At 57.1% G+C, this 19,445-nt stretch carries 16 protein-coding genes; 6 read left to right on the top strand and 10 right to left on the bottom strand.

The genetic code is table 11. From position 1 onward, the window contains the following. Positions 1 to 13: 13 nt before the first annotated feature. From GGD50_RS27565 to traI, 9 genes are read right to left on the bottom strand one after another with little or no spacing between them, the layout of a single operon-like run. Entirely contained in the window at positions 14 to 676 is a 663-nt protein-coding gene (locus GGD50_RS27565; RefSeq protein ID WP_183940187.1) for a conjugal transfer protein TrbF, read from the bottom strand. A 24-nt stretch (positions 677 to 700) separates the two neighbouring features. Next, positions 701 to 1,876, bottom strand: coding sequence for a P-type conjugative transfer protein TrbL (trbL, locus tag GGD50_RS27560; RefSeq protein ID WP_183940185.1), 1,176 nt, complete (start codon positions 1,874 to 1,876; stop codon positions 701 to 703). Continuing rightward, entirely contained in the window at positions 1,870 to 2,070 is a 201-nt protein-coding gene (gene trbK / locus GGD50_RS27555) for an entry exclusion protein TrbK (protein WP_183940183.1), read from the bottom strand. Before trbK ends, trbL begins: the two co-directional genes overlap by 7 nt. Continuing rightward, positions 2,067 to 2,870 carry a P-type conjugative transfer protein TrbJ gene (gene trbJ / locus GGD50_RS27550; RefSeq protein ID WP_183940182.1) on the bottom strand — a complete coding sequence of 268 codons (804 nt, stop codon included), beginning with the start codon at positions 2,868 to 2,870 and terminating at the stop codon, positions 2,067 to 2,069. The genes trbK and trbJ overlap by 4 nt, the downstream gene beginning before the upstream one ends. Continuing rightward, the gene (locus tag GGD50_RS27545) at positions 2,842 to 5,298 is read right to left on the bottom strand and encodes a conjugal transfer protein TrbE (protein ID WP_183940180.1); all 2,457 of its coding nucleotides are present in this window, start codon (positions 5,296 to 5,298) and stop codon (positions 2,842 to 2,844) included. The genes trbJ and GGD50_RS27545 overlap by 29 nt, the downstream gene beginning before the upstream one ends. A gap of 9 nt (positions 5,299 to 5,307) precedes the next feature. Next, on the bottom strand, positions 5,308 to 5,607 hold the full coding sequence (locus GGD50_RS27540) for a conjugal transfer protein TrbD (protein ID WP_183940178.1): 300 nt from the start codon (positions 5,605 to 5,607) through the stop codon (positions 5,308 to 5,310). After that, complete coding sequence (locus GGD50_RS27535) at positions 5,600 to 5,983, bottom strand: TrbC/VirB2 family protein (protein WP_183940176.1); 384 nt, start codon at positions 5,981 to 5,983, stop codon at positions 5,600 to 5,602. The genes GGD50_RS27540 and GGD50_RS27535 overlap by 8 nt, the downstream gene beginning before the upstream one ends. Then, positions 5,973 to 6,950, bottom strand: coding sequence for a P-type conjugative transfer ATPase TrbB (gene trbB, locus GGD50_RS27530; protein ID WP_183940174.1), 978 nt, complete (start codon positions 6,948 to 6,950; stop codon positions 5,973 to 5,975). Before trbB ends, GGD50_RS27535 begins: the two co-directional genes overlap by 11 nt. Before the next feature lie 12 nt (positions 6,951 to 6,962). After that, on the bottom strand, positions 6,963 to 7,586 hold the full coding sequence (traI, locus tag GGD50_RS27525) for an acyl-homoserine-lactone synthase (protein ID WP_183940172.1): 624 nt from the start codon (positions 7,584 to 7,586) through the stop codon (positions 6,963 to 6,965). A 391-nt stretch (positions 7,587 to 7,977) separates the two neighbouring features. On the opposite strand from traI, the gene repA reads away from it, so the two are divergent. The 4 genes from repA to GGD50_RS27505 all read left to right on the top strand — a co-directional run bounded on the left by repA (position 7,978) and on the right by GGD50_RS27505 (position 13,023). Next, a complete protein-coding gene (repA, locus tag GGD50_RS27520; RefSeq protein WP_183940170.1) occupies positions 7,978 to 9,186 on the top strand; it encodes a plasmid partitioning protein RepA in 1,209 nt (402 codons plus the stop codon). Between the two features lie 93 nt (positions 9,187 to 9,279). Then, a complete protein-coding gene (repB, locus tag GGD50_RS27515; RefSeq protein WP_183940168.1) occupies positions 9,280 to 10,287 on the top strand; it encodes a plasmid partitioning protein RepB in 1,008 nt (335 codons plus the stop codon). 167 nt (positions 10,288 to 10,454) lie between these two features. Continuing rightward, positions 10,455 to 11,672, top strand: coding sequence for a plasmid replication protein RepC (repC, locus tag GGD50_RS27510; RefSeq protein ID WP_183940166.1), 1,218 nt, complete (start codon positions 10,455 to 10,457; stop codon positions 11,670 to 11,672). Between the two features lie 412 nt (positions 11,673 to 12,084). Then, complete coding sequence (locus GGD50_RS27505; RefSeq protein ID WP_183940164.1) at positions 12,085 to 13,023, top strand: DUF6602 domain-containing protein; 939 nt, start codon at positions 12,085 to 12,087, stop codon at positions 13,021 to 13,023. Between the two features lie 66 nt (positions 13,024 to 13,089). On the opposite strand, the gene GGD50_RS27500 is transcribed toward GGD50_RS27505, so the two are convergent. After that, positions 13,090 to 14,247, bottom strand: a complete 1,158-nt coding sequence (locus GGD50_RS27500; RefSeq protein WP_183940162.1) for a site-specific integrase — start codon at positions 14,245 to 14,247, stop codon at positions 13,090 to 13,092. A 200-nt stretch (positions 14,248 to 14,447) separates the two neighbouring features. Between GGD50_RS27500 and GGD50_RS27495 the strand changes: the two genes are divergently transcribed. Both GGD50_RS27495 and GGD50_RS27490 read left to right on the top strand, forming a co-directional pair. Continuing rightward, the gene (locus GGD50_RS27495) at positions 14,448 to 15,578 is read left to right on the top strand and encodes an RHE_PE00001 family protein (protein WP_183940161.1); all 1,131 of its coding nucleotides are present in this window, start codon (positions 14,448 to 14,450) and stop codon (positions 15,576 to 15,578) included. A gap of 153 nt (positions 15,579 to 15,731) precedes the next feature. After that, positions 15,732 to 19,352 carry a YobI family P-loop NTPase gene (locus tag GGD50_RS27490; RefSeq protein WP_484502674.1) on the top strand — a complete coding sequence of 1,207 codons (3,621 nt, stop codon included), beginning with the start codon at positions 15,732 to 15,734 and terminating at the stop codon, positions 19,350 to 19,352. Positions 19,353 to 19,445 lie beyond the last annotated feature (93 nt).

Below are 19,445 nucleotides of genomic sequence, written 5' to 3'. Positions count from 1 at the left end.
AAATCCCCTGCCCTTAAAGCTGCGCTGTCCAGTCGAAATCCCGGACATAGAGACCGATTGGATTGAGGCGGATGGTCGCCTCATCCTGCGGTGCGGTGAGCGTGACCGTCGCGATACCGCGGAACCGGCGCGTGCCGATTTCCTTGCCCTTGCGGTCGCGTTCGTATTCGGTCCAGTCGATCTGATAGGTCTGGTTCGAGAGCGCCACGATATTGTTGACCTCAATGGCAACGGTCGACGACTTCGCTTTCTCGAACGGCGAGTTGCTGCGGAACCAGTCATTGATCTTCTGCGTCGACGGATCTGAGGTCCGCAGCAGCGCGTAGGTCCGATCGATATATTGCTTCTGCACCACGGCGTCCGGCGTAATCGAGCGGAAGGTGGTCACGAAGTTGCCGAGCGTAGCGCGCACCACCCGGACATCGGCATATTCGATCTGTTCGGGGAAGCCTGCGGTCACTGCTGTGCCCAGTTTGTCGACCTGAACGATATAGGGCACCAGCTTGACCTGGGTGCTCAGATACATCGAATAGCCAAAGCCGATGACGGCCATGGTGAGACCCAGAATCCCGACGATGCGCCATGCGGCGGCTGCCCGGACATAGGAGCCGTATCGCTCGCTCCATTCCTGGCGCGCAGCGAGATAGGGGTTTTCGGGGGCGCGGTTCGCTGCCATCGATCGATCACTTTCTGATTGCTGTTAGTCTCTGCGTTCGGGAGATGGCGTTGGTCCGCTGTGCCCGCTGCGCGCCTGATCCAGCTTTGCGTTCGCAAGCCCGAGGATGGAACCGGCGTATGCTCCTGGCGAGCCGATGGCCTTTTCCTTGGCCGCAGAGCCTGCGGCCATCCCGGCGGATCCGATCCCAGCGCCGAAACCTCGAAGAGCCGCACCAGCAACGGATGAACCTGCAGCTCGGGCAGCCTGTCCCGCCGCAAATCCCGCACCGGCAGCGCCAGCCGCTAGGAACCCTGCGCCCGTCGCAAAGGAGGCTGCCTGACCACCGTGCCGGATCGCCTCCATTCCGCCCGAGACGGACGCGCCCTGAACAACGCCCTGAATGATGTTCGGGACGTACATTGCGATAATGAAGACCACGACCGAGATCCCGGCGATGGCGAGCGTCGTGACGAACTGGTCTGAGGAAGCCGTTGGCGCGTTCGCCAACCCCATAAGGACCTCGGACCCGATCTTCGCGATCATCACCAACGCCATCAGTTTCATGCCGACGCCGAAGGCGTACACGAGATAACGGACAGCAAAGTCCTTGGTGAAGGAGGATCCGCCAAGCCCGAGCATGATCATGCCGGCAAGCAGGCCGACATACATCTCGACCATGACCGAGACGAAAATTGCTGCGACCAGCGAGAAGCAGATGACGACGACACCCATCGCCAACACGGCAGCAATCGCCAGTGCATTGTCCTCAAATACGCCGAATTGTGCTTGCTGCGACATTTGCGAGGCAACCCGAATTCCGGCGTCGAAGACTTCAGCAGGCGACGCCGATCCGCCGCCGGCGCCAATCTGGAAGAGGCTGTCGACGACCGCTCGCGCAAAGGTCGGCCCTTGAGTGAGAACGAAGGCGAAGAAGCCAATGAACATGATCCGCCGAACAAGCTCCGCGAACCAGCTATCGAGCGATGCAGCCTGAAGCGCCAGCCAGACGGCGGCAATGCCCACCTCAATGGTCGCCAGGATCCAGAAAAGAGATTTTGCAGCATCCATGATGGTGGTTTCCCACCCCTTCGCGGCGGTCGAGACCTGATTTTCCAGTTCGGTCAGGACTTGTCCCTGTTGGGCGAAGGCTGGCGCTGCAAAGACGAGGCAAAGGAAGCCTGCGATCAGGAGTGACCGTTCAAGATTAGATCTCACCATCTTGGACGCATCTCCTGGCCATCCTTGATCCGCGGCAGTTCTTTGTTCGAGCCGAAGAATTTCTCCCTGACGGCGCGTCGTTCTTCAGTGAGCGGGGGCTTCGTGGTGTCTCTGGATTTGACGATCAGCACCGTCGCCGCAGATGAAACAGCGGCAACAACCACAAGGAGGGCGATGACGACGGCGCGGTTCACCAGCGGGGCTCCATCTTCTGACCTGCCGGGATGGTCTTGACTTCGGCATTGAAGAACTTTTCTCGCCGGGCCTGCGCGAGGTCCTTGTCGGTCTGCTCGGTCTGAAGCCAAGTACCCATCATGGTCATCTGCTGAGAGACGAGACCGCGAAGTTTCTGCATCTGCGCCACCTGTTGCGCCGCGATCTCGTGCCCGACCTGCAGGGCCTTCATCTGCCCATCGGCCGTCTCGGACATCGACCGAAGCGAGGACATCGTGCCTTCCTCGCTGTCGAACTGGTCGGCCGTCAGGCTCGCGGCCTTCAGTGTGCTGGCGATCGTGTCCCGATTGGTATCCGACCACGTCTGGTAGCTCGAGGAGAAGCTCTCGGCGTTCGGGAGGTTGGTCCGGAGGCTTGAATAGCTCTGGAAGCGCCGCTGCAGCACGTCGTCTGCATTGCCCATCGAAAACGAAATGCTCTGGCCCTGGTCGACGATGCTGCGCAACTGATTGAGATCGCTTTCGACCTGCCCCCACATATGCGACGGAAGGGTCGCCGTGTTCTGCAGCAGGTTCTGGTAGATGTTGAGCTGCGTTTCGATCTGTTGCGCGAGCTGGCTGATCTGGGTGAGCTGGTTCTGGATTTGCTCGCCGGATTTCCCAACCAACCCGACCAGTTCGCCATTGTTAAGGACCTGCGTCCACTCGGTCGCAGCACCCGTGGCAGTGCCGGCGTCCGCGGGCATGGCAGCGCCGATCGTCACGACGATCGACGCCAAGCTGGCGAGCAGCCTATTCGAAGTTGGGCAGCGATGCGGCATCGTGAACTCCTCTCATTTGTAGCCAGTGGATCGGCCAGTCGCGGCCGTGTTCGGAGCTGAGCGTGCGAATGCGCTTCAGGTCTTCCTTGCCCGATGCGCCGACGAAGCTCAGCGCCACGGGGCCGAGCGCCATATCGAACAGTCGTCGGCCTTCGGGAGTGACAACGTAATATTCGCGCTTGGGGATCGCGTTCGAAACGATCTCGATCTGTCGCTCGTTGAAGCCGATCCGTTCGTAGAATTCGCGCGTTCCGGGCTCGCGCGCGGCGCCGTTCGGAAGGCAGATCTTGGTCGGGCAAGATTCTTTGAGGACATCGATGATGCCGGATCGCTCGGCGTCTGAGATGGATTGCGTCGCCAGTACGACGGCGCAATTGGCCTTGCGCAGCACCTTGAGCCACTCGCGGATCTTACTGCGGAAGACCGTATGGCCGAGCATCAGCCAGGCTTCGTCCAGCAAGATCAGGCTCGGCGAGCCGTCGAGACGCTTCTCGATCCGCCGGAACAGGTAGGTGAGCACAGGAACCAGATTCCGCTCACCTATGTTCATCAGGTGCTCGATCTCGAAGGTCTGGAAGGCACCGAGCGAAAGGCCGTCCTGTTCCGCGTCGAGAAGCTGGCCCATCGGGCCGTCGACCGTGTAGTGATGAAGCGCCTCCTTGATTTCTCGCATCTGGACGCCGCTGACGAAGTCCGACAGGGACCGTCCGGCAGCGCTCGCCATCAGTCCGATCTGGCGCGAGATCGCGTTGCGATGATCAGGGGTGATGGCAACGCCCTGCAGGGCGACCAGCATTTCGATCCATTCAGTTGCCCAGGCACGATCAGCATCGCTCGCGAGATCCGATAGCGGGCAGAAGGCAAGCGCCTTTGCCTCTTCTTGGGCCTCGCCACCGATCTCATAGTGATCGCCGCCTGCGGCGAGCGTCAGCGGCAGCAGGGAGTTCCCCTTATCGAAGGCGAAGATCTGGGCACGTTCGTAGCGCCGGAACTGCGCTGCGATCAGTGCCAGCAGCGTCGATTTGCCCGAACCGGTCGGCCCGAAAATCAGGGTGTGACCGACATCGTCGACATGGAGGTTCAGCCGGAACGGCGTCGAGCCGCTCGCCACCTGCATCAGCGGCGGCGAATTCGGCGGGTAGAACGGGCAAGGCGCCACCGGGCTGCCGGACCAGACAGAGTTCAGTGGAACCAGATCGGCGAGATTGCTGGTGTTGATCAGCGGCTCGCGGATATTGCAGTACCAGTTGCCGGGCAGGCTGCCGAGAAATGCGTCGGTCGCGTTGAGCGTCTCAATCCTTGCGCCAAATCCTTCCGCCTGGATCAGCCGGCGGATGGCCTCCGCTTTCTCCTGCAGCGCTTCGCGATCGCTGTCGAACAGAATGATCACTGGCGTGTAATAGCCGTAGGCGACAAGCTGCGACGACGCTTGCGCGATGGCATCCTCGGTCTCGGCCACCATCGTCATGGCATCCTGATCAACCGAACGGCTTTGCGTCTGGAAGAGCTGATCAAAGAACGGCCGTACCTTCTGCTGCCACTTCTTGCGGGTGCGTTCCAGTTTCTGTCGTGCCTCTTCCGCATCGAGGAAGATGAAGCGCGACGACCAGCGATAGGTGAGCGGCATCAAGTCCAGACTGGTGAGAATCCCCGGCCAGCTCTCGGCCGGCAGACCGTCGATTGCCACAACCGCGAGAAAGCGATTTTCGACCTTTGGCGTCAGACCATGCTCGAGTTCGGCCGTCGCGATCCAATCGAGATACATGGGAGCATCCGGCAACCGGATCGGATGGTTTTCGCCGGTGACGCAAAAGCGAACGAATTGCAGCAGTTCGTCATAGCGAGCGAGCCGCTCCCCTCCCCTCTCGGCAGCCTCGCGCGTTTCCATGCGCCGGATCGACAGGGTGTTGGCAAAATACTGCTCGATCTCGCGCACGGCGTTCTTAAAGATGAAGAGCACCGTGTCGGCATAGGTCTTCTTGCGGCTTTCCTCGTCCGAATAGATGTATTTGCTGAGTGCTGTCTTCTTGGATTCAAGCGGCCGATAGGTGAGGACGAGCGCGTGCTTGCTTTCGAAATGCCCCTGCCCGCGCGCGAAATGCGCCCGCCGCTCGGCGTCAATCGCTCGCGTGACCGCATCGGGAAAGTGGCACCGATCTTCCGACGGATAGTCGAATGTCGGGATGCGAACGGCTTCGACCTGGATCATCCAGCCGCTCCCAAGCCGCGACAGGATTGTATTGATCTGCCGCGCCAGGTCGTTGCGCTCCAAGTCCGTGGCGCTCTCCGAGTCCGGCCCGGCAAAATACCAGCCGGCCATCAGGCTTCCGTCTTTTAACAGGAGCACGCCATTGTCGACGAGGCCGGCATAGGGGACGAGATCCGCAAAGGACGGGCCGGTAGCCCGGAAGCGTTTGAGCGCGACCATGCCTTCTCCTCAATACCGGCGCCAGGGCGAGGAGGTCGCCTTATAGTAATGCTTGTAGGAGATATGGCGGACATAGACCTGTCGCATCAGCGGATCCGCCTTTGCAATCACCCTCAAAAGCCCAACGACGACGATCCAGACGGCGACGCCGAAGAGCGCGGAATAGATCGTCAGGACGACGAAGATGAGGATGACTGCGGCAAGACCGGTAATAAGCACCAGCTCCCGGTCCGCGCCCATCAGCAGGTTCGGACGCGACAGCGCCCGATGAATGCGGTTGCGTTGCAGGCCAGACAGGGACTCAGCCATGAGCCCCCTCCCCTTCTCCGCTTTGATTGATCGAGGTGGTCTGCTCGTCGGGCAGTCCGATCGAGGCACCGGTCGCGCCAAAAAGGCCGACGATGTTGGTGGCGCCAAGCAGGATGCCCGCGACGAGCACGATGTACATCAGCCGCCGCGCGAAATCGTTGAGCTCACCACCGAATATCAGCATGCCGCCGGCGATCGCGACCGCCGCAAGTGCGATGGCGCCGGCTACCGGCCCTGTGATCGACTCCTGAATTTGCTGCAAAGGTCCTTCCCAGGGAAGACTGCCGCCGGAACTGGCGAGCGCCGGCGAGACCGAGGCAAGAACGATGGGTGCCGCAAGGAGTGTGACGGCGATGAATGCTTTTCTACGCGACATGGCGCGCCTCCTGTTCTTCCGTGAGCTGGTCGGATTCGACTTCATATTGGCCGCCCGCGAAGCGCTCGATCTGGATGACGTCGCGAACGCGCCGCCCGCGTGGCGTCCGCTCGATCGAGACGATGAGATCGACCGCTTCCCCGATCACTTCATGCATCGGCTGCTGGCTGGCTTCGGCGGTCAGTTGCTCCAGGCGGCGTAGCGCCGACATAGCCGTGTTGGAATGGATGGTGGCCACCCCTCCGGGATGGCCCGTGTTCCATGCTTTCAGCAACGTCAGCGCAGCGCCGTCGCGGACCTCGCCGACGACGATCCGGTCCGGACGCAGCCGCATGGTGCTCTTCAAGAGCCGCGCCATGTCGACGGTATCGCTGGTATGCAGAAGAACGGCGTTCTCGGCAGCGCACTGAATCTCGGCGGTGTCTTCCAGGATGACGAGGCGGTCTTCCGGGGCAGACTTGACGATTTCATCGATGACGGCGTTTGTGAGCGTCGTCTTGCCGGAACCGGTGCCGCCGGAGATGATGATATTGAGCCGCGATGAAATCGCGCTGCGAATGGTCGAGGCCTGGTGTTCGGTCATCACGCCGGAGCGCACATAATCGTCGAGCGGGATCAGGCGCGAGGCACGACGGCGAATTGTGAAAGCCGGCTTGGCGACGACCGGAGGCAACAATCCTTCGAAGCGATGACCGCCGATCGGCAACTCGCCGGAGATGATCGGCTGCTCGGTGTCGACCTCGGACTGAAGAGCATGCGCCACCGTTCCGATCACCATTTCCGCGGCCGCGGGGGACATTTCGCCGGCCGGCGCCACGCCGTGGCCGAGCCGTTCGATGAAAAGTTTTCCATCGGGATTGAGCATGATTTCGACGACCGTTGAGTCGTCCAACGCGACGCAAAGCTGATCGCCGAGCGCTTCCTGGAGTTTGCGGACAAGTCGAGGATGAGAGCGAAGCTGGTTCACGGCGTTTCTTCCTTACGCTGCTTGGCTGACGGTGCTGAGTTCGGAACGGTAGTTGGAAGGCCGGAGTCGTAGGAATGTGTCGGCATTCGCCGGAAGGACCCCGGCGACAGCCATGGTCACTCCGATCCTTTTCGGCTCTGCCAGCCGCTGCAGGGGCCAGCCGACACGCGCGAGGATTCGCTCGAACCGGAGATCGGTTACGGTGACGATCTCGGTGTAGCCATTCGCCATGCACCACTCGATGATTCCCGCGAACATGGTCAGGGTCGCCTCATGGACGGAACCGTCTCCCCTCCCCTCCTCAAAGGTCGTATCGACGCAGAAGCGGGAGCTCTCGATCATCGCGGTGTGTGCATTCAGCTGGCCATCCGGAAGAAGCGACGGAAAGATGTTCTTCACCATCGTCGCGCCAAGAGCCGGGAGCAGCCTTGCGCAACCGGTCACAGTGCCATCGTCGGAAATTGCGAGGATGTAGCTCGGTAGAAGAGCGTCGAAGGCGTCCGCCTCTTGGCCGTCGACGACCTTGACCTCCCAGCCAAGGCGCTCGGCGAAAACGCGGGCACGTAGTTGATGATGGCGGTGGAGCAGCTGAGCTTCGTAAACATTTCGCGGCTGGGAAATCGCGAGAATCTGCATGAATTTCTCCGTCGTCGTTGGTCGGCGGGGAAATCAGCACGGATCAGAATCGAGCGGTAGTTGTAGGATCCTACAAGGTCGTTTGAGGTGAGTCGTAGGACGAAATCATCGTGGAGCGGGATGAAACGGCTCGAATTACGAGTGGCGTCTACAGTGGCACCTTGTAGGATTCACAGTAGAACGCATCGTGATCGGAGTTCTCGTCAAACTCGCCAAAGATCTGAATTTGCAAGAGAAAGTGGGCCAGTGACCGCAATGCGTTGCGAAGGGAAGGAGTCCCGTTAAGGTTTTGTTAACCCTATTTCTCTTGCGAGACTCGCAGAATCGTGCGTTATCATGAGACGGAAATAGCGCGTCTTACGCCGAGAAACCGTCTGAAACTGGGGCCAAAGTGAACGTGATTGACAGACAAATCAATCTAGCATCGACTTCCGCGCACATCACACAGCGCGCGGAAGCACTGTCTGCCAGGTTGCGGGCTGTAGGGGAACGAGCCTTTCCTCCCATGGCTCAAAAATCCCTGCGTTCCTTTACCTCCGGAGAGGTCGCCGATATCGTTGGTGTTTCGGATGGCTATTTGCGACAGCTATCCCTCGATGGCCTCGGCCCGTCGCCAGATCTTGGAAACGCCGGGCGGCGCTCCTACACGTTGGAACAGATCAACGAGCTACGCCAATATCTAGCTGGAGCAAGACCGAAAGAGGCGAGCAGATTTTGGCCGCGCCGGCGCGCCGGTGAAAAGCTTCAAGTTATCACGGTCGCCAACTTCAAGGGCGGTTCCGCAAAGACGACGACGTCGGTCTACCTTGCTCAAGGCCTCGCCTTGCAGGGGTATCGAGTTTTGGCGATTGACCTCGATCCACAGGCGTCTCTCTCAGCTATGTTCGGCTATCAGCCGGAATTCGATGTGGCAGAGAACGCGACTCTGTATGGCGCTATTCGATATGACGACCAGCGGGTGACGATGAAAGATATCGTTCGGTCGACCTACTTTACTGGAATCAGCATTGTCCCCGGAAACCTCGAACTCATGGAGTTCGAGCACCAAACTCCGCGCTACATGCTACAGAACCGTGGCCGGCCGGAGGACTTGTTTTTCCGTCGTGTCGCCGGCGCGATTAGCCAAGTCGAGGACGATTTCGACGTCGTCGTTGTGGACTGCCCTCCACAGCTCGGGTTCTTGACGATGGGCGCGTTGAATGCTGCGACTGGAATGATCGTCACTGTTCACCCTCAAATGGTGGATGTGGCCTCTATGAGCCAGTTTCTCCTCATGACATCGGATCTTGTTTCGGTCATCGAAGAGGCGGGCGGTCGGCTCGACTACGATTTCCTGAGATTCCTCGTCACGAGACATGATCCACGCGACGTTCCCGAACAGGAGATCGTAGGGTTGCTGCGCGACGTTTTCGCGGGAGATGTAATGGCGGCGTCCGCCTGGAAATCGACTGCCATTGCAAATGCGGGGCTGACGAAGCAATCCCTCTATGAGCTCTCGCGGGGTGCGGTAGGGCGGTCGACATATGATCGGGCGATGGAATCGATCAGCGCGGTTAACCAGGAAGTGATCGAGTTGATCAACAAGGTTTGGAGCCGATGAATTTGTGTCACTCACATATAATTCAGAGACTTAACGTGTTGTCAGCTGACTACATTGTGTCGCTGAACCGGCTGTTGGGATAGGAGGCGTATCATGAGTAAGCGCACACAGTCCATCCGTTCCCTCTTCGCCGGGGGAAGCGATCAGGTAACTTCCGAAGAGACGCGGCAACCAGTGCAGCGAGTGGCGTCGGGCGCAGTTCGTTCATTGAAGGATACGTTCTCCGAGGTAGAAAGAGACTACGAAGAACTCAAGCAGCAGATGGCCAACGGGGAGTTCCCGGTTGATCTTGATCCAGCTCTCATCGATCCGTCCCCGTTTGCCGACCGGTTCCTAGATCAGGATATTGCTGCGGTTGAAGCTCTCAAAACTTCGATCAGGGACCATGGACAAGAGATTCCGGTCCTTGTTCGACCGCACCCATCCGCGCCTGGTCGATATCAGATTGCCTATGGCCATCGTCGAGTGCGCGCTACATCCGAACTCAGCATAAAGGTGAAAGCTTATGTCCGCGATTTAGACGACAATCGCCTCGTCGTCGCTCAAGGTATCGAGAATTCAGCTCGTGAAGATCTTACATTCATCGAGCGCGCTTCGTTTGCTCTAAAACTCGAAGAAGGCGGCTTCCAGCGCGCACTTATCCAAACAGCACTGTCTATTGACCGGCAGGAAGTTCACAAACTCATTACCGTCGCCCGGGCAGTCCCAGCTTGGTTGATCAATTCCATCGGCCGCGCGCCGAAAATCGGTCGACCGAGATGGCAGGAACTTGCGGACCTCTTGAAGATCGATGGCACGGAGAAGAAGGTTCGCAAGACGACCGAAGACAAATCATTCGCCCATAGAGACACGGACGATCGTTTCATGGCGATACTGAGAGCGTCGAAAGCGGCAGATGCGAAGAAACTGTCCGCATCCCCTCCCCGGTTGATCGCCAAGTCGTCTGATGGGCTTGAAATCGCAACATTCGCCCTTGGCGCCAGGCGCTGCAAAATCGAAATGAACAGAGATCGGGACGAGGCTTTTGCCAAGTTTATTATGGAGCAGCTCCCCGAGCTCTACGAGAACTTCAGGAAGGATAATCCTGCGTCTGAAGGGTAATTGACGATAGCAACCGGAAAAGAAAAAGGCCCCCAAACGTCGCCGTCGTGGAAGCCTCTCTCAATGGTCTAAGCAGCCTGAGAATCGCATTTCCATGAATCGCAGTCAAGAGTCTTTGGCACCGTTTTGGTGAGCGGATTTCTTTTGTCTATTGAAAGGTGAAAGAAATGCAGAGTGGAAATGTGACGACGCCCTTTGGGCGGCGGCCAATGACGCTTGCCTTGGTGACAGCGCAGTTCAAAGCAGCAGACATCAGGCAAGGAAAATCGATCGACAAGTGGAAGATCTATCGCGATGCGTGCGATGCCCGATCGCTGCTTGGTTTGCGGGATCGCGCGCTCGCAGTGCTGAACGCGCTGTTGTCGTTCTATCCCGAAACTGAGCTCAAGGAAGATGCGAACCTTATCGTGTTTCCGTCCAATGCTCAGTTGATCGCACGGGCAAACGGTATCGCCGGGACGACGCTTCGCGAGAACCTGGCCCTCTTGGTGGATGCTGGTCTCATCCAACGGAATGACAGCCCGAATGGCAAGCGTTATGCCCGCAAGGGCTCAGACGGTTCCATCGAGACCGCTTACGGCTTCAGTCTTGCACCACTTCTAGCCCGTTCGGAAGAACTTGCTGACATGGCTCAGCAGGTCGCAGAGGCCAATCGGCAGATCAAGATCGTCAAAGAGCGCATCACAATAGCTCGGCGGGATATCCGGAAATTGATCTCCGCGGCATTGGAAGATCGCGTTCCCGGGGATTGGGCCAAGGTTGAAGAGCTTTATGTCGAGACCATGTCGCGGCTCCGCCGGGCAAAAATGGCGGATGAATTGACCGCAATCAGCGATGAACTCGATATGCTGAGGGAAGAAGTCCTCAATCTATTGGAAACCCACATCAATCTTAAAAAATCCGACACCAATGGCAACGAATTCCGACAGCACATACAGAATTCAAATACCGAATCCAGCTATGAACTTGAACCTAGCTCTGAAAATGAGCAGGGCGCAAAGCCGAGCAAAAATCGTGAGCGGAAGGCCGAACCCATAAAGTCATTCCCACTTGGGATGGTGCTGAGAGCGTGCCCGGAGATTTCCATGTACGGTCCGGCGGGGTGCGTCGAGAGCTGGCGGGACTTGATGACGGCAGCCGTCGTGGTGCGATCAATGTTGGGCGTGAGCCCGTCGGCTTACCAGGACGCGTGCGAAGCAATGGGCCCGGAAAATGCGGCAGCGACGATGGCGGCGATATTAGAGCGGACAGGGCACATCACATCGGCAGGCGGATATCTTCGTGATCTGACCTCAAGGGCAAAGAGGGGAGAGTTTTCGCTTGGGCCGATGCTGATGGCATTGCTTCGAAGCGGAGGCTCCGCAACAACTCAGGTAGCCAGTTGACGGAGAGCGACTTTACCCCGTCGAGGGTGGTGATTGTTGTTATGGTGACCGCTAAGGATTGTTGTCAGCTGACTACGGGTTAACTCATTGAAATAACAGTGAGCCCACCGGCAAACACTGAGATCAATAGATCCTTCTATGAGGCCGGCGTGCTGCCGCGAGCGGTATTGAATCCTGAGAACTCTCATTGGGCGTCGCGGCTCCAATCCCTGCAAAAGGCAGGCTAGGTGCCCTTTTGGGAGTTGAGCTAGCGGAGCGTCGGAGTGGTCGTCATTGCTAGTTCGCCAGTCCCATATCAGTCAGCCCAGGCAGCAAATCTCTTGCCAATCCACGAGCGCTCGGTTGGAACACACCGTGGTAGGAAAATGTCAAAGTTTATTGACTAGGGAGCTTCGCAAACTGAGGCACTCCTATGACGAAATACCAAGCCATGTCAGCCGTGCAAACTCTTTTGACGGAGAAGATTTTCGCCTTCTGCCAAGCATTTATCGAAGCATCTCGGACGATGTTTATCGACGTCGACGGCAAGCTGGTTCACCCCGGCGAGTTTGGAGTCTATCGAGAAGCGGTTGCCAGGGAGTTCATTCGAACGTTTGTCCCAAAGCGGCTAGAGATTGAATCTGGCTTCGTCATCAGCAGCGATGGCAAGATTAGCAGCCAGTGCGATCTTATCATTTACGATTCCAGCGTCGCACCGCTCTTGCAGAATGAAAACCGGCAACGATTCTTTCCAATTGAGACAGTCGTTGCCGTAGGGGAGATTAAGTCGGTGATGTCTGAGGGTGACTTGTACAGAGCTCTCCGAAAGTTGGCGGCCATCAAGTCTATCCGCGATGGCATGTCCGGACCAAGTTACGTCTATTCCCGGAAGACTGGTAAGGGCGCCGATCGGTTTCGGCCAGCGCACCATGAACTCGATCAAATCGTGACTTTTTTGATCTGCGAAAAGTTTGATTTCTCTTTGGGCGACGAGCAGCTCAAAAGAATCGCAAGCTGCTACAACTCAGAAGCACCTAGGCAACCTGCTAATCTCCGGCACAATCTTATTCTAAGCATCTGTGACGGCTTGATGACTTATGTCTTGCCTGAAGGACATCCGGCGACGTCTCTGGACTTGCCAATAACCTATCCCTTTCCGATAAGGGACCTTCCAACCCCCGACGCAGAGGGTGCCCGGCGCTTGGACAATTGCTTTGTTGGTCCGGCGCTGGAGGCACCAGAGCATATCAAATCATTCGCATCTCTACTACACACAGCGGTCACGGCTGTATCGAGCTTCTTTCCCGATATGGCCAGGTACGTCAAATCCGAGGGGGACTCCGTCAGAGCAAGATTTCCTTCGCCTCTATGAGGCCCGTCCGCGTTACGGGGGTCGGTGGAAGGCAGCTGATGGAACTGAGAAGTATTCTGGCGGAAATCACGAGAGGAGGCGCGCCGCCCGTCCGCTTCTCCGCGCAGCGTTGTTGTAATAGTCTGATGCCTGTTGAACGGACCGATGGCGTGATTGCTCCATGGCCTCGGGAAGCGAGATACCCCGGCTCGCCGCCTCCGTCAGATAGCCCGACCGCAATCCGTGCGCCGAAAACTCCTCAACCTCCAGCCCCGCCATTTTGACCCGCTGCTTGACGATATCATTGACCGCCTTCGGATCGAGCGCCCGCCGGCTGACATGGCCCCAGCGATCGATCGCCCGAAACACACTGCCGCTGTCTATCCTCGCGGCCGCCAGCCAGGCATTCAACGCCTCCACCGGCCGGCCGGTCAGATAGACGATCTCGTCCTGGTTGGCGCCGGAATTCTTGGTGCGGCCGAGATGGATCGACAGCGAGGGGAGGGGGCTGCCGTCCTCCGCCTTCACCGGCGGCTCGATTGTCAGTTGCTCCTTGCGCAGGCCGGCGACTTCACTGCGGCGGCGGCCGCCGGAGGCGAAGGCGACCATCAGGATGGCGCGATCGCGCAGATCGCGCAGGCTGTCGCCACCGCAAGTAGCCAGCAGCTTGGCCAGGATGTCGCCGGTGACCGCCTTGGCGCTCTTCCGGCGGCGCGTCCGGGGGACGGCGCGTACGGCGAAACGAATGGCGGATTTCAGGGCCGGGGAGGTGAAGGCGCCGTCGAGGCCGCGCCATTTGGTCAGCGTCGACCAATTGGCGAGCCGCCGGCGCACCGTGTCCGGCGCGTGCGGTCCCGACGTTCGCAGAAAACCGGTGTCCCTCAGGACCTGGCTGATCTCGGCGGGCATACCGTGCTCGGGATCGGTCTCGCGCCGGGCCGGATCCCAGAGATGATGCGCGACGAACTTTAAGAGCAGCGCCTCCGGCGCCGGCCAGGGCAGGGGATTGTCGGTCGCGGCCATCGCCCAGGCCTCGAGGTAGCCGAGATCGGAGGCGAGCGCCCGCAGCGTGTTGGCGCCCATGCCTTCGTTGACCAGATGTTTGAGTGTCTCGACGTCCTGATCGGTGAGGATCTCCGCCAGCTTGTCGCGCCGGTCGATCGGCAGCACTGCCGCAATCGTGTCGAGCGTTTCCGCCCGCCGGGCGATAGCGTCTGGCGATGTGTTCGGAGCGAGAATGTCCAAAGGTCCCTCCTGAAAAGGCAAGAATCCGGCTGCCGGAACGGCGCCGGCGATCGGTCTTTACCCGGTTTTCGCTGATTTGCGGGCTTCTGGCAATCACCTCCGATAAGCGATACTTATCGAAGGTTAGCACGCTAACAAGCAATCATACCATGTGAGGAACTGTAATATTCATATAGAGTTCCTTTAGCAAATCATTTACCGTGATATCAATGACTTACGATCTCACGAAAATCAGTATGAGCGACTTGGTGAGGCCGGCTTTTGACGCCGGTGTCGCTCTCACGCGTCTAGACGAGCGCATCGCCCGTTCTCCAGTCGGTCAGGGCTTCCTCGAACGCCAGAACTTCGCCGACGCCTGTGCCTCGCTGTGGATCGACGGCGAGCTCGTCCATCTCGAAGACCTCGTCCTACACGACGCCACAAAGGATATTCGCACGCCCACCCATGAGCTGACCATCGCCCGCGACGTGCTCCGCACCCGCCGGCGCATCGCCGCGCAGTCTCCGGACTGGGCCCTGTCCGCAGAGGGTATCCGGTCTCTGCGACAGACGTCGGACACCAATTCGGTCGGCGCCGAGGCGGTGGAGCCGGCCACCGGTGTTCGGGCTGCGGTCGCCATCGATCCGGAAGGGGAGGGGGAGGAGGGTGACGACGCCCAAGACCTGCTCGGCGTCGACTATGCTGCTATCGATGCGCTGCTCGCGCGCTCTGACGCTGCGATCGAACGAGCCAAAAAGCCCGGCCGGGCTCCGGCCGATCCGCTGGTCTATGATCTCGATTGGGACGAGGATGCCCGGCTCAACGAATGGCGGGGCGCGCTGCGCCAGGCCGAACACCTTCCGGCGGTGCTGCAGGCGATCGTCGCCCTCGATGCCTGGAACGAGCTTTCGGTCCTGCAGCATGCGCCCTGGCTCGGCCGGCTATTTGCCGCATCCATCCTGCGCCAGGCCGGCGTCACCACCGGCGCGCACCTGGCCGCCATCAACCTCGGCCTCAAAACCATTTCGGTCGATCGGCGCCGAAGTCGCGATCGTCAAACCCGGTTGCTTGCCATCGCCCACGGTTTGCTGGCGGCCGCAGAGATCGGCATGAAAGAACACGACAGGCTGACATTAGCGAAGACAATGTTCGAGCGAAAACTGGAGGGGCGCCGGACATCGTCAAAGCTGCCGGAACTGGTGGAACTGATCATGGCAAAGCCATTGGTGTCGGCCGGGATGGTGGCGAAGACGCTCGAGGTCACGCCGCAGGCAGCGCGGCGCATCGTCCAGGAACTGGGATTACGTGAGATGACGGGGAGGGGGAGGTTTCGGGCGTGGGGCGTCCTGTAGTTAGCCATTCAAGATGCTTGAAACGCACAGCCACAGCAATTTGAAGTTTGCCAAAGATCAGGGTCTGTGTACAACCTAAACTTTCGCCTTTGCGGTGCACCTCCCGCCAGCTACAAAACAAGAACAGTGGCCTTCTCACAATGGGTGCATCGAGTGAAAATCACATCGTTATTTAGATGGTGCACGTCAGTGGTTTCACAAAAAGCCAAAGATATGCCATCTAAGTACGTGGATCTTGCTCCAACTGACGAGGCTGACGAGCATGGCATTTACGCGGATGCGTTGATGGTCGCGACCAGCAATCCGAATGTCTCCAACATTGCGCTGACTGGCCCGTACGGATCTGGAAAAAGCAGCATCATCAAAACTTTCCGTCGGAGGTATAACAGACCAGTCCTTCAAATTTCGCTTGCCGCTTTTCTACCTGAGGCCGATGGGTCCGTAACGACCAACGAAAGCCAAGCAACATGCCCTAAAAAAGGCAATGTCAGCAAGCAGGAGATCGAACGGAGCATTCTCCAGCAGATGCTCTACGGCGCGGATTCCAACAGTTTACCCCTTTCGCGTTTCAAACGCATCCAGACACCCAGATGGTGGTCAAAGTTCACGTCGCTGTTCATCATGGCTGGAATGTTTTCTTGCTGGCACCTATTCATCAAACGAGATGCCGTCCTGAGCGGTGAGTTTTTCAAGCCCGTCGCCTTTGAAAACTGGTTCAATTTCGCAACGACCTCAGTTGGATTTCTCTTTATCTGGCTTGCCTTCCACCAGATATACATAAAAAGTCTCGGCCTCTCTCTCAAAAGTATTTCTCTCAAAGATATTGAGATAACGCCCGAGACAGCGAAAGAAGAGTCGATCCTCAACAGGCACTTGGACGAGATCATTTATTTCTTCCAAGCGACCAAGTACGACCTGGTCATCATAGAGGATCTTGATCGGTTCAATAACCCTGAGATTTTCGTAACGCTTCGGGAAATCAACAGCCTGGTAAACGCCAACGCTGGAGTTAAGCGACCAATCCGCTTCCTCTACGCCCTTCGCGATAATATGTTTGTAAACACGGATAGAACCAAGTTTTTCGAATTTATTGTTCCCGTTATTCCGATCATCAATAGCTCAAACTCCATCGACAAGGTAATCGAACAGGGGCAGCGATTGTCCTTGGATGAACGGCTAGACAGGCAGTTTCTTCGTGAGGTGTCTCGCTATCTTAGCGACCTGAGATTGATCCATAATATTTTCAATGAATACACCGTCTATGTTACAAATTTGGAAACTGACGGCGAGAACATTCTCGATACAAACAAACTACTTGCCATCCTGATTTATAAGAATGTACTGCCGAGCGATTTCGAAAATCTACATCGCGAAAAGGGAAAACTAGCTGAGATCCTCAGCCGCCACGATTCATATGTGATAAGTGCTCAGGCCCAATACAAAGCACAAATTTCTCAATTAGAAAATCAAATCAGCGATGCTGAAAGGCTTGTACCGAGCGATCTCGAAGAGCTTCGTAAGATCTACGCTATGGCTCTGATCGCGAAACTTCCGCAAGGTTACACATCGGTAACGAGACCGAGCGGTGAAAGCGTCCCATTCTCTGGCCTGACGGCGCATCCAGATTTCGAGGAGATCATCGAGCAGGACCATATCACAGTGCTAAACGTAAATTACAACAACCGCCAGAATGTCAACGTCAAAGGGTTTCAGAGTTCGGTAAGTGAAGTTCTCACATACAGAGATCGAAAGGCGCTGATCGAGCGCAAGTCTGCCGATTTCAGAGCCACTGCAGCCAGAAGCGTTAGAGAACTTAGACTGAAAATCGCTGCTTTACGCACGGCAAAATTCAACGAGCTGGTTCGCGCAAATTCGGGAGACATCGAAGAGTTATTCGACGCTTTCGGTGAAAATAGCGAGCTTGTAAGGTTTCTGGTGCTCGAAGGATTCCTGGACGACACGTACTATCAATATACTTCTTTGTTCCATCGTGGCCGGCTTTCGCCCTCAGACAATAAGTTTCTCATCCAGATCCGGAGCTTCAAGACTCCGGATCCTGAATTTCAGATCGATAACCCGACCGAAGTCATCGCGGCCATGCGTGACGATGATTTTCGCCAGAAATTTGTGTTGAACGTCACGTTGGTTGACTGCTTGCTTGGTAATTCTGGCCAATACCGTAGCCAAATCGTGAAGCTTATCGACTATGTCTCATCGAACTTTGATGAATGTGCACCCTTCTTTTCGGCATACTATCAAACCGGCCAACGTAACAGCGAGTTCCTGACAACCCTCGTAAATCGATGGCCAGGGTTTGTAGCCGCCGCAGTTGCGGGTCCACAGAACGCGGTTCATGTTGCACGCCTGATCGCGCATCTGCCTGCGAAAGTGCTCGAAACGCTGCCTCGTAAAACTACCGAAATCTCTGACTATTTGGCTTCGAACCTTGCTTCGGTTCTCGCTCTCCAAGTCGATTTCGAACCGAGCCGATTGGCCGTCTTTCAGTTTGAGACCGAAGATCTTGGCAGCGTTGGACCCTATCCGGCGGCCGTCCGAGTGTTGAGCGATCACGGCCTTTACACGATCACCGCGGAGAACGTCGGTTTCATATTTCGTAACGTATTGGGATCCGGCAGTACGGCGGACTTGGAGATCAAGCACTACTCAACCGTCTTGCGGGAGGGATACGCTCCGTTGATCGACAAGGTCCATAGTGATTTTGACCGCTACCTCAAAGGCGTACTTCTTCGGCCAAGCAACTCGGAGGAGGATGTTTTAGTGATCCTAGATGTGCTTAACCACGAAGAAATAGGATCGGAGTTTTTGGCGCAGTTCCTTGAGCAGCAGCGAGCGAAGCTACCGACGCTAGAGCGGGTCCCGAGCCGACTTCGATCTGCCGTATTCCTTTTATCAAGAATCGAACCATCTTGGGAAAACTGCTTAACTTTTCTATCAAGCGAAGAATTCGATGCTCAAATACTCACTGCCTACCTGGAGAGGACCGAAGTCAGGTCGATATTGTCGCAGGTACCTGTCGGTGGAGAGAATGAAGCTCGTCCCGTTCGTCTCTTCCTGTTCAATAACGATGATTTCGACATCGACTCCTATCGAGCCTATATCCGAAGACTTCCAAGGAAATTCGACCAATTCTCCGAGACTGTTCGTGAAGAAAAGCTGCGTGTTCTCGTTGAAGAGGAGGCCGTCACCTTCTCTGAAAAAGCATTTTCATTTCTTGCTGGAAAGGAAGCGCTACAGGTTCTATTCGTGGCGAAGAATATCGACAGCTTCCTGGCCAATGAAGACAAATATTCGGTAAACGATGATTTCCGTGAGAAACTCCTCGATTCAGGTATTGGTGATGAGCAGAAGCTCAAAGTCATCCACAAAATGGACCTGACCGCACTAGGCGTCTCGGCACATCGTGCTTCACTCGTCGGCCGTATTATACATCGCACAGACGCAAATGTGAGCAACCTGCCGGCAGAAGCTGCTTGCGCGATGGTCGTAAACCTTGAGCCCGTCGAGATCCAAGTCGCAATGTTCAATAGATGCCAAAAGCTGATGTCTGACGAGCAGGTCAGAGCCGTGATCCAGCAGTTGCCGAAGCCATATTCGGAAATCGAGCCAGGCTGGCGACAGCCGACAATACCAAACACACCAGAAAACCAGGAGCTTGTACGATGGCTGCAGTCGCGCTCGATCATTTCATCATCGAAGGTGACAGTCTCCTTCTTTTCCGACGCCGAAATTCGAATATTTAATTTCAGGAAATAGTGGTGATGATGGTGCTGCCGTGACAAGTTGACGTTCGAACTTGTTTGATCACCTGGCCTAGGTAGGCGAGGACGATCCGATCTCTCATTTCGC

It is taken from the genome of Martinezella paranaensis (assembly GCF_014200235.1).
GTDB classification, from domain to species: Bacteria; Pseudomonadota; Alphaproteobacteria; order Rhizobiales; family Rhizobiaceae; genus Rhizobium; species Rhizobium paranaense.
This window is presented reverse-complemented; position numbering and strand designations above follow the sequence as displayed.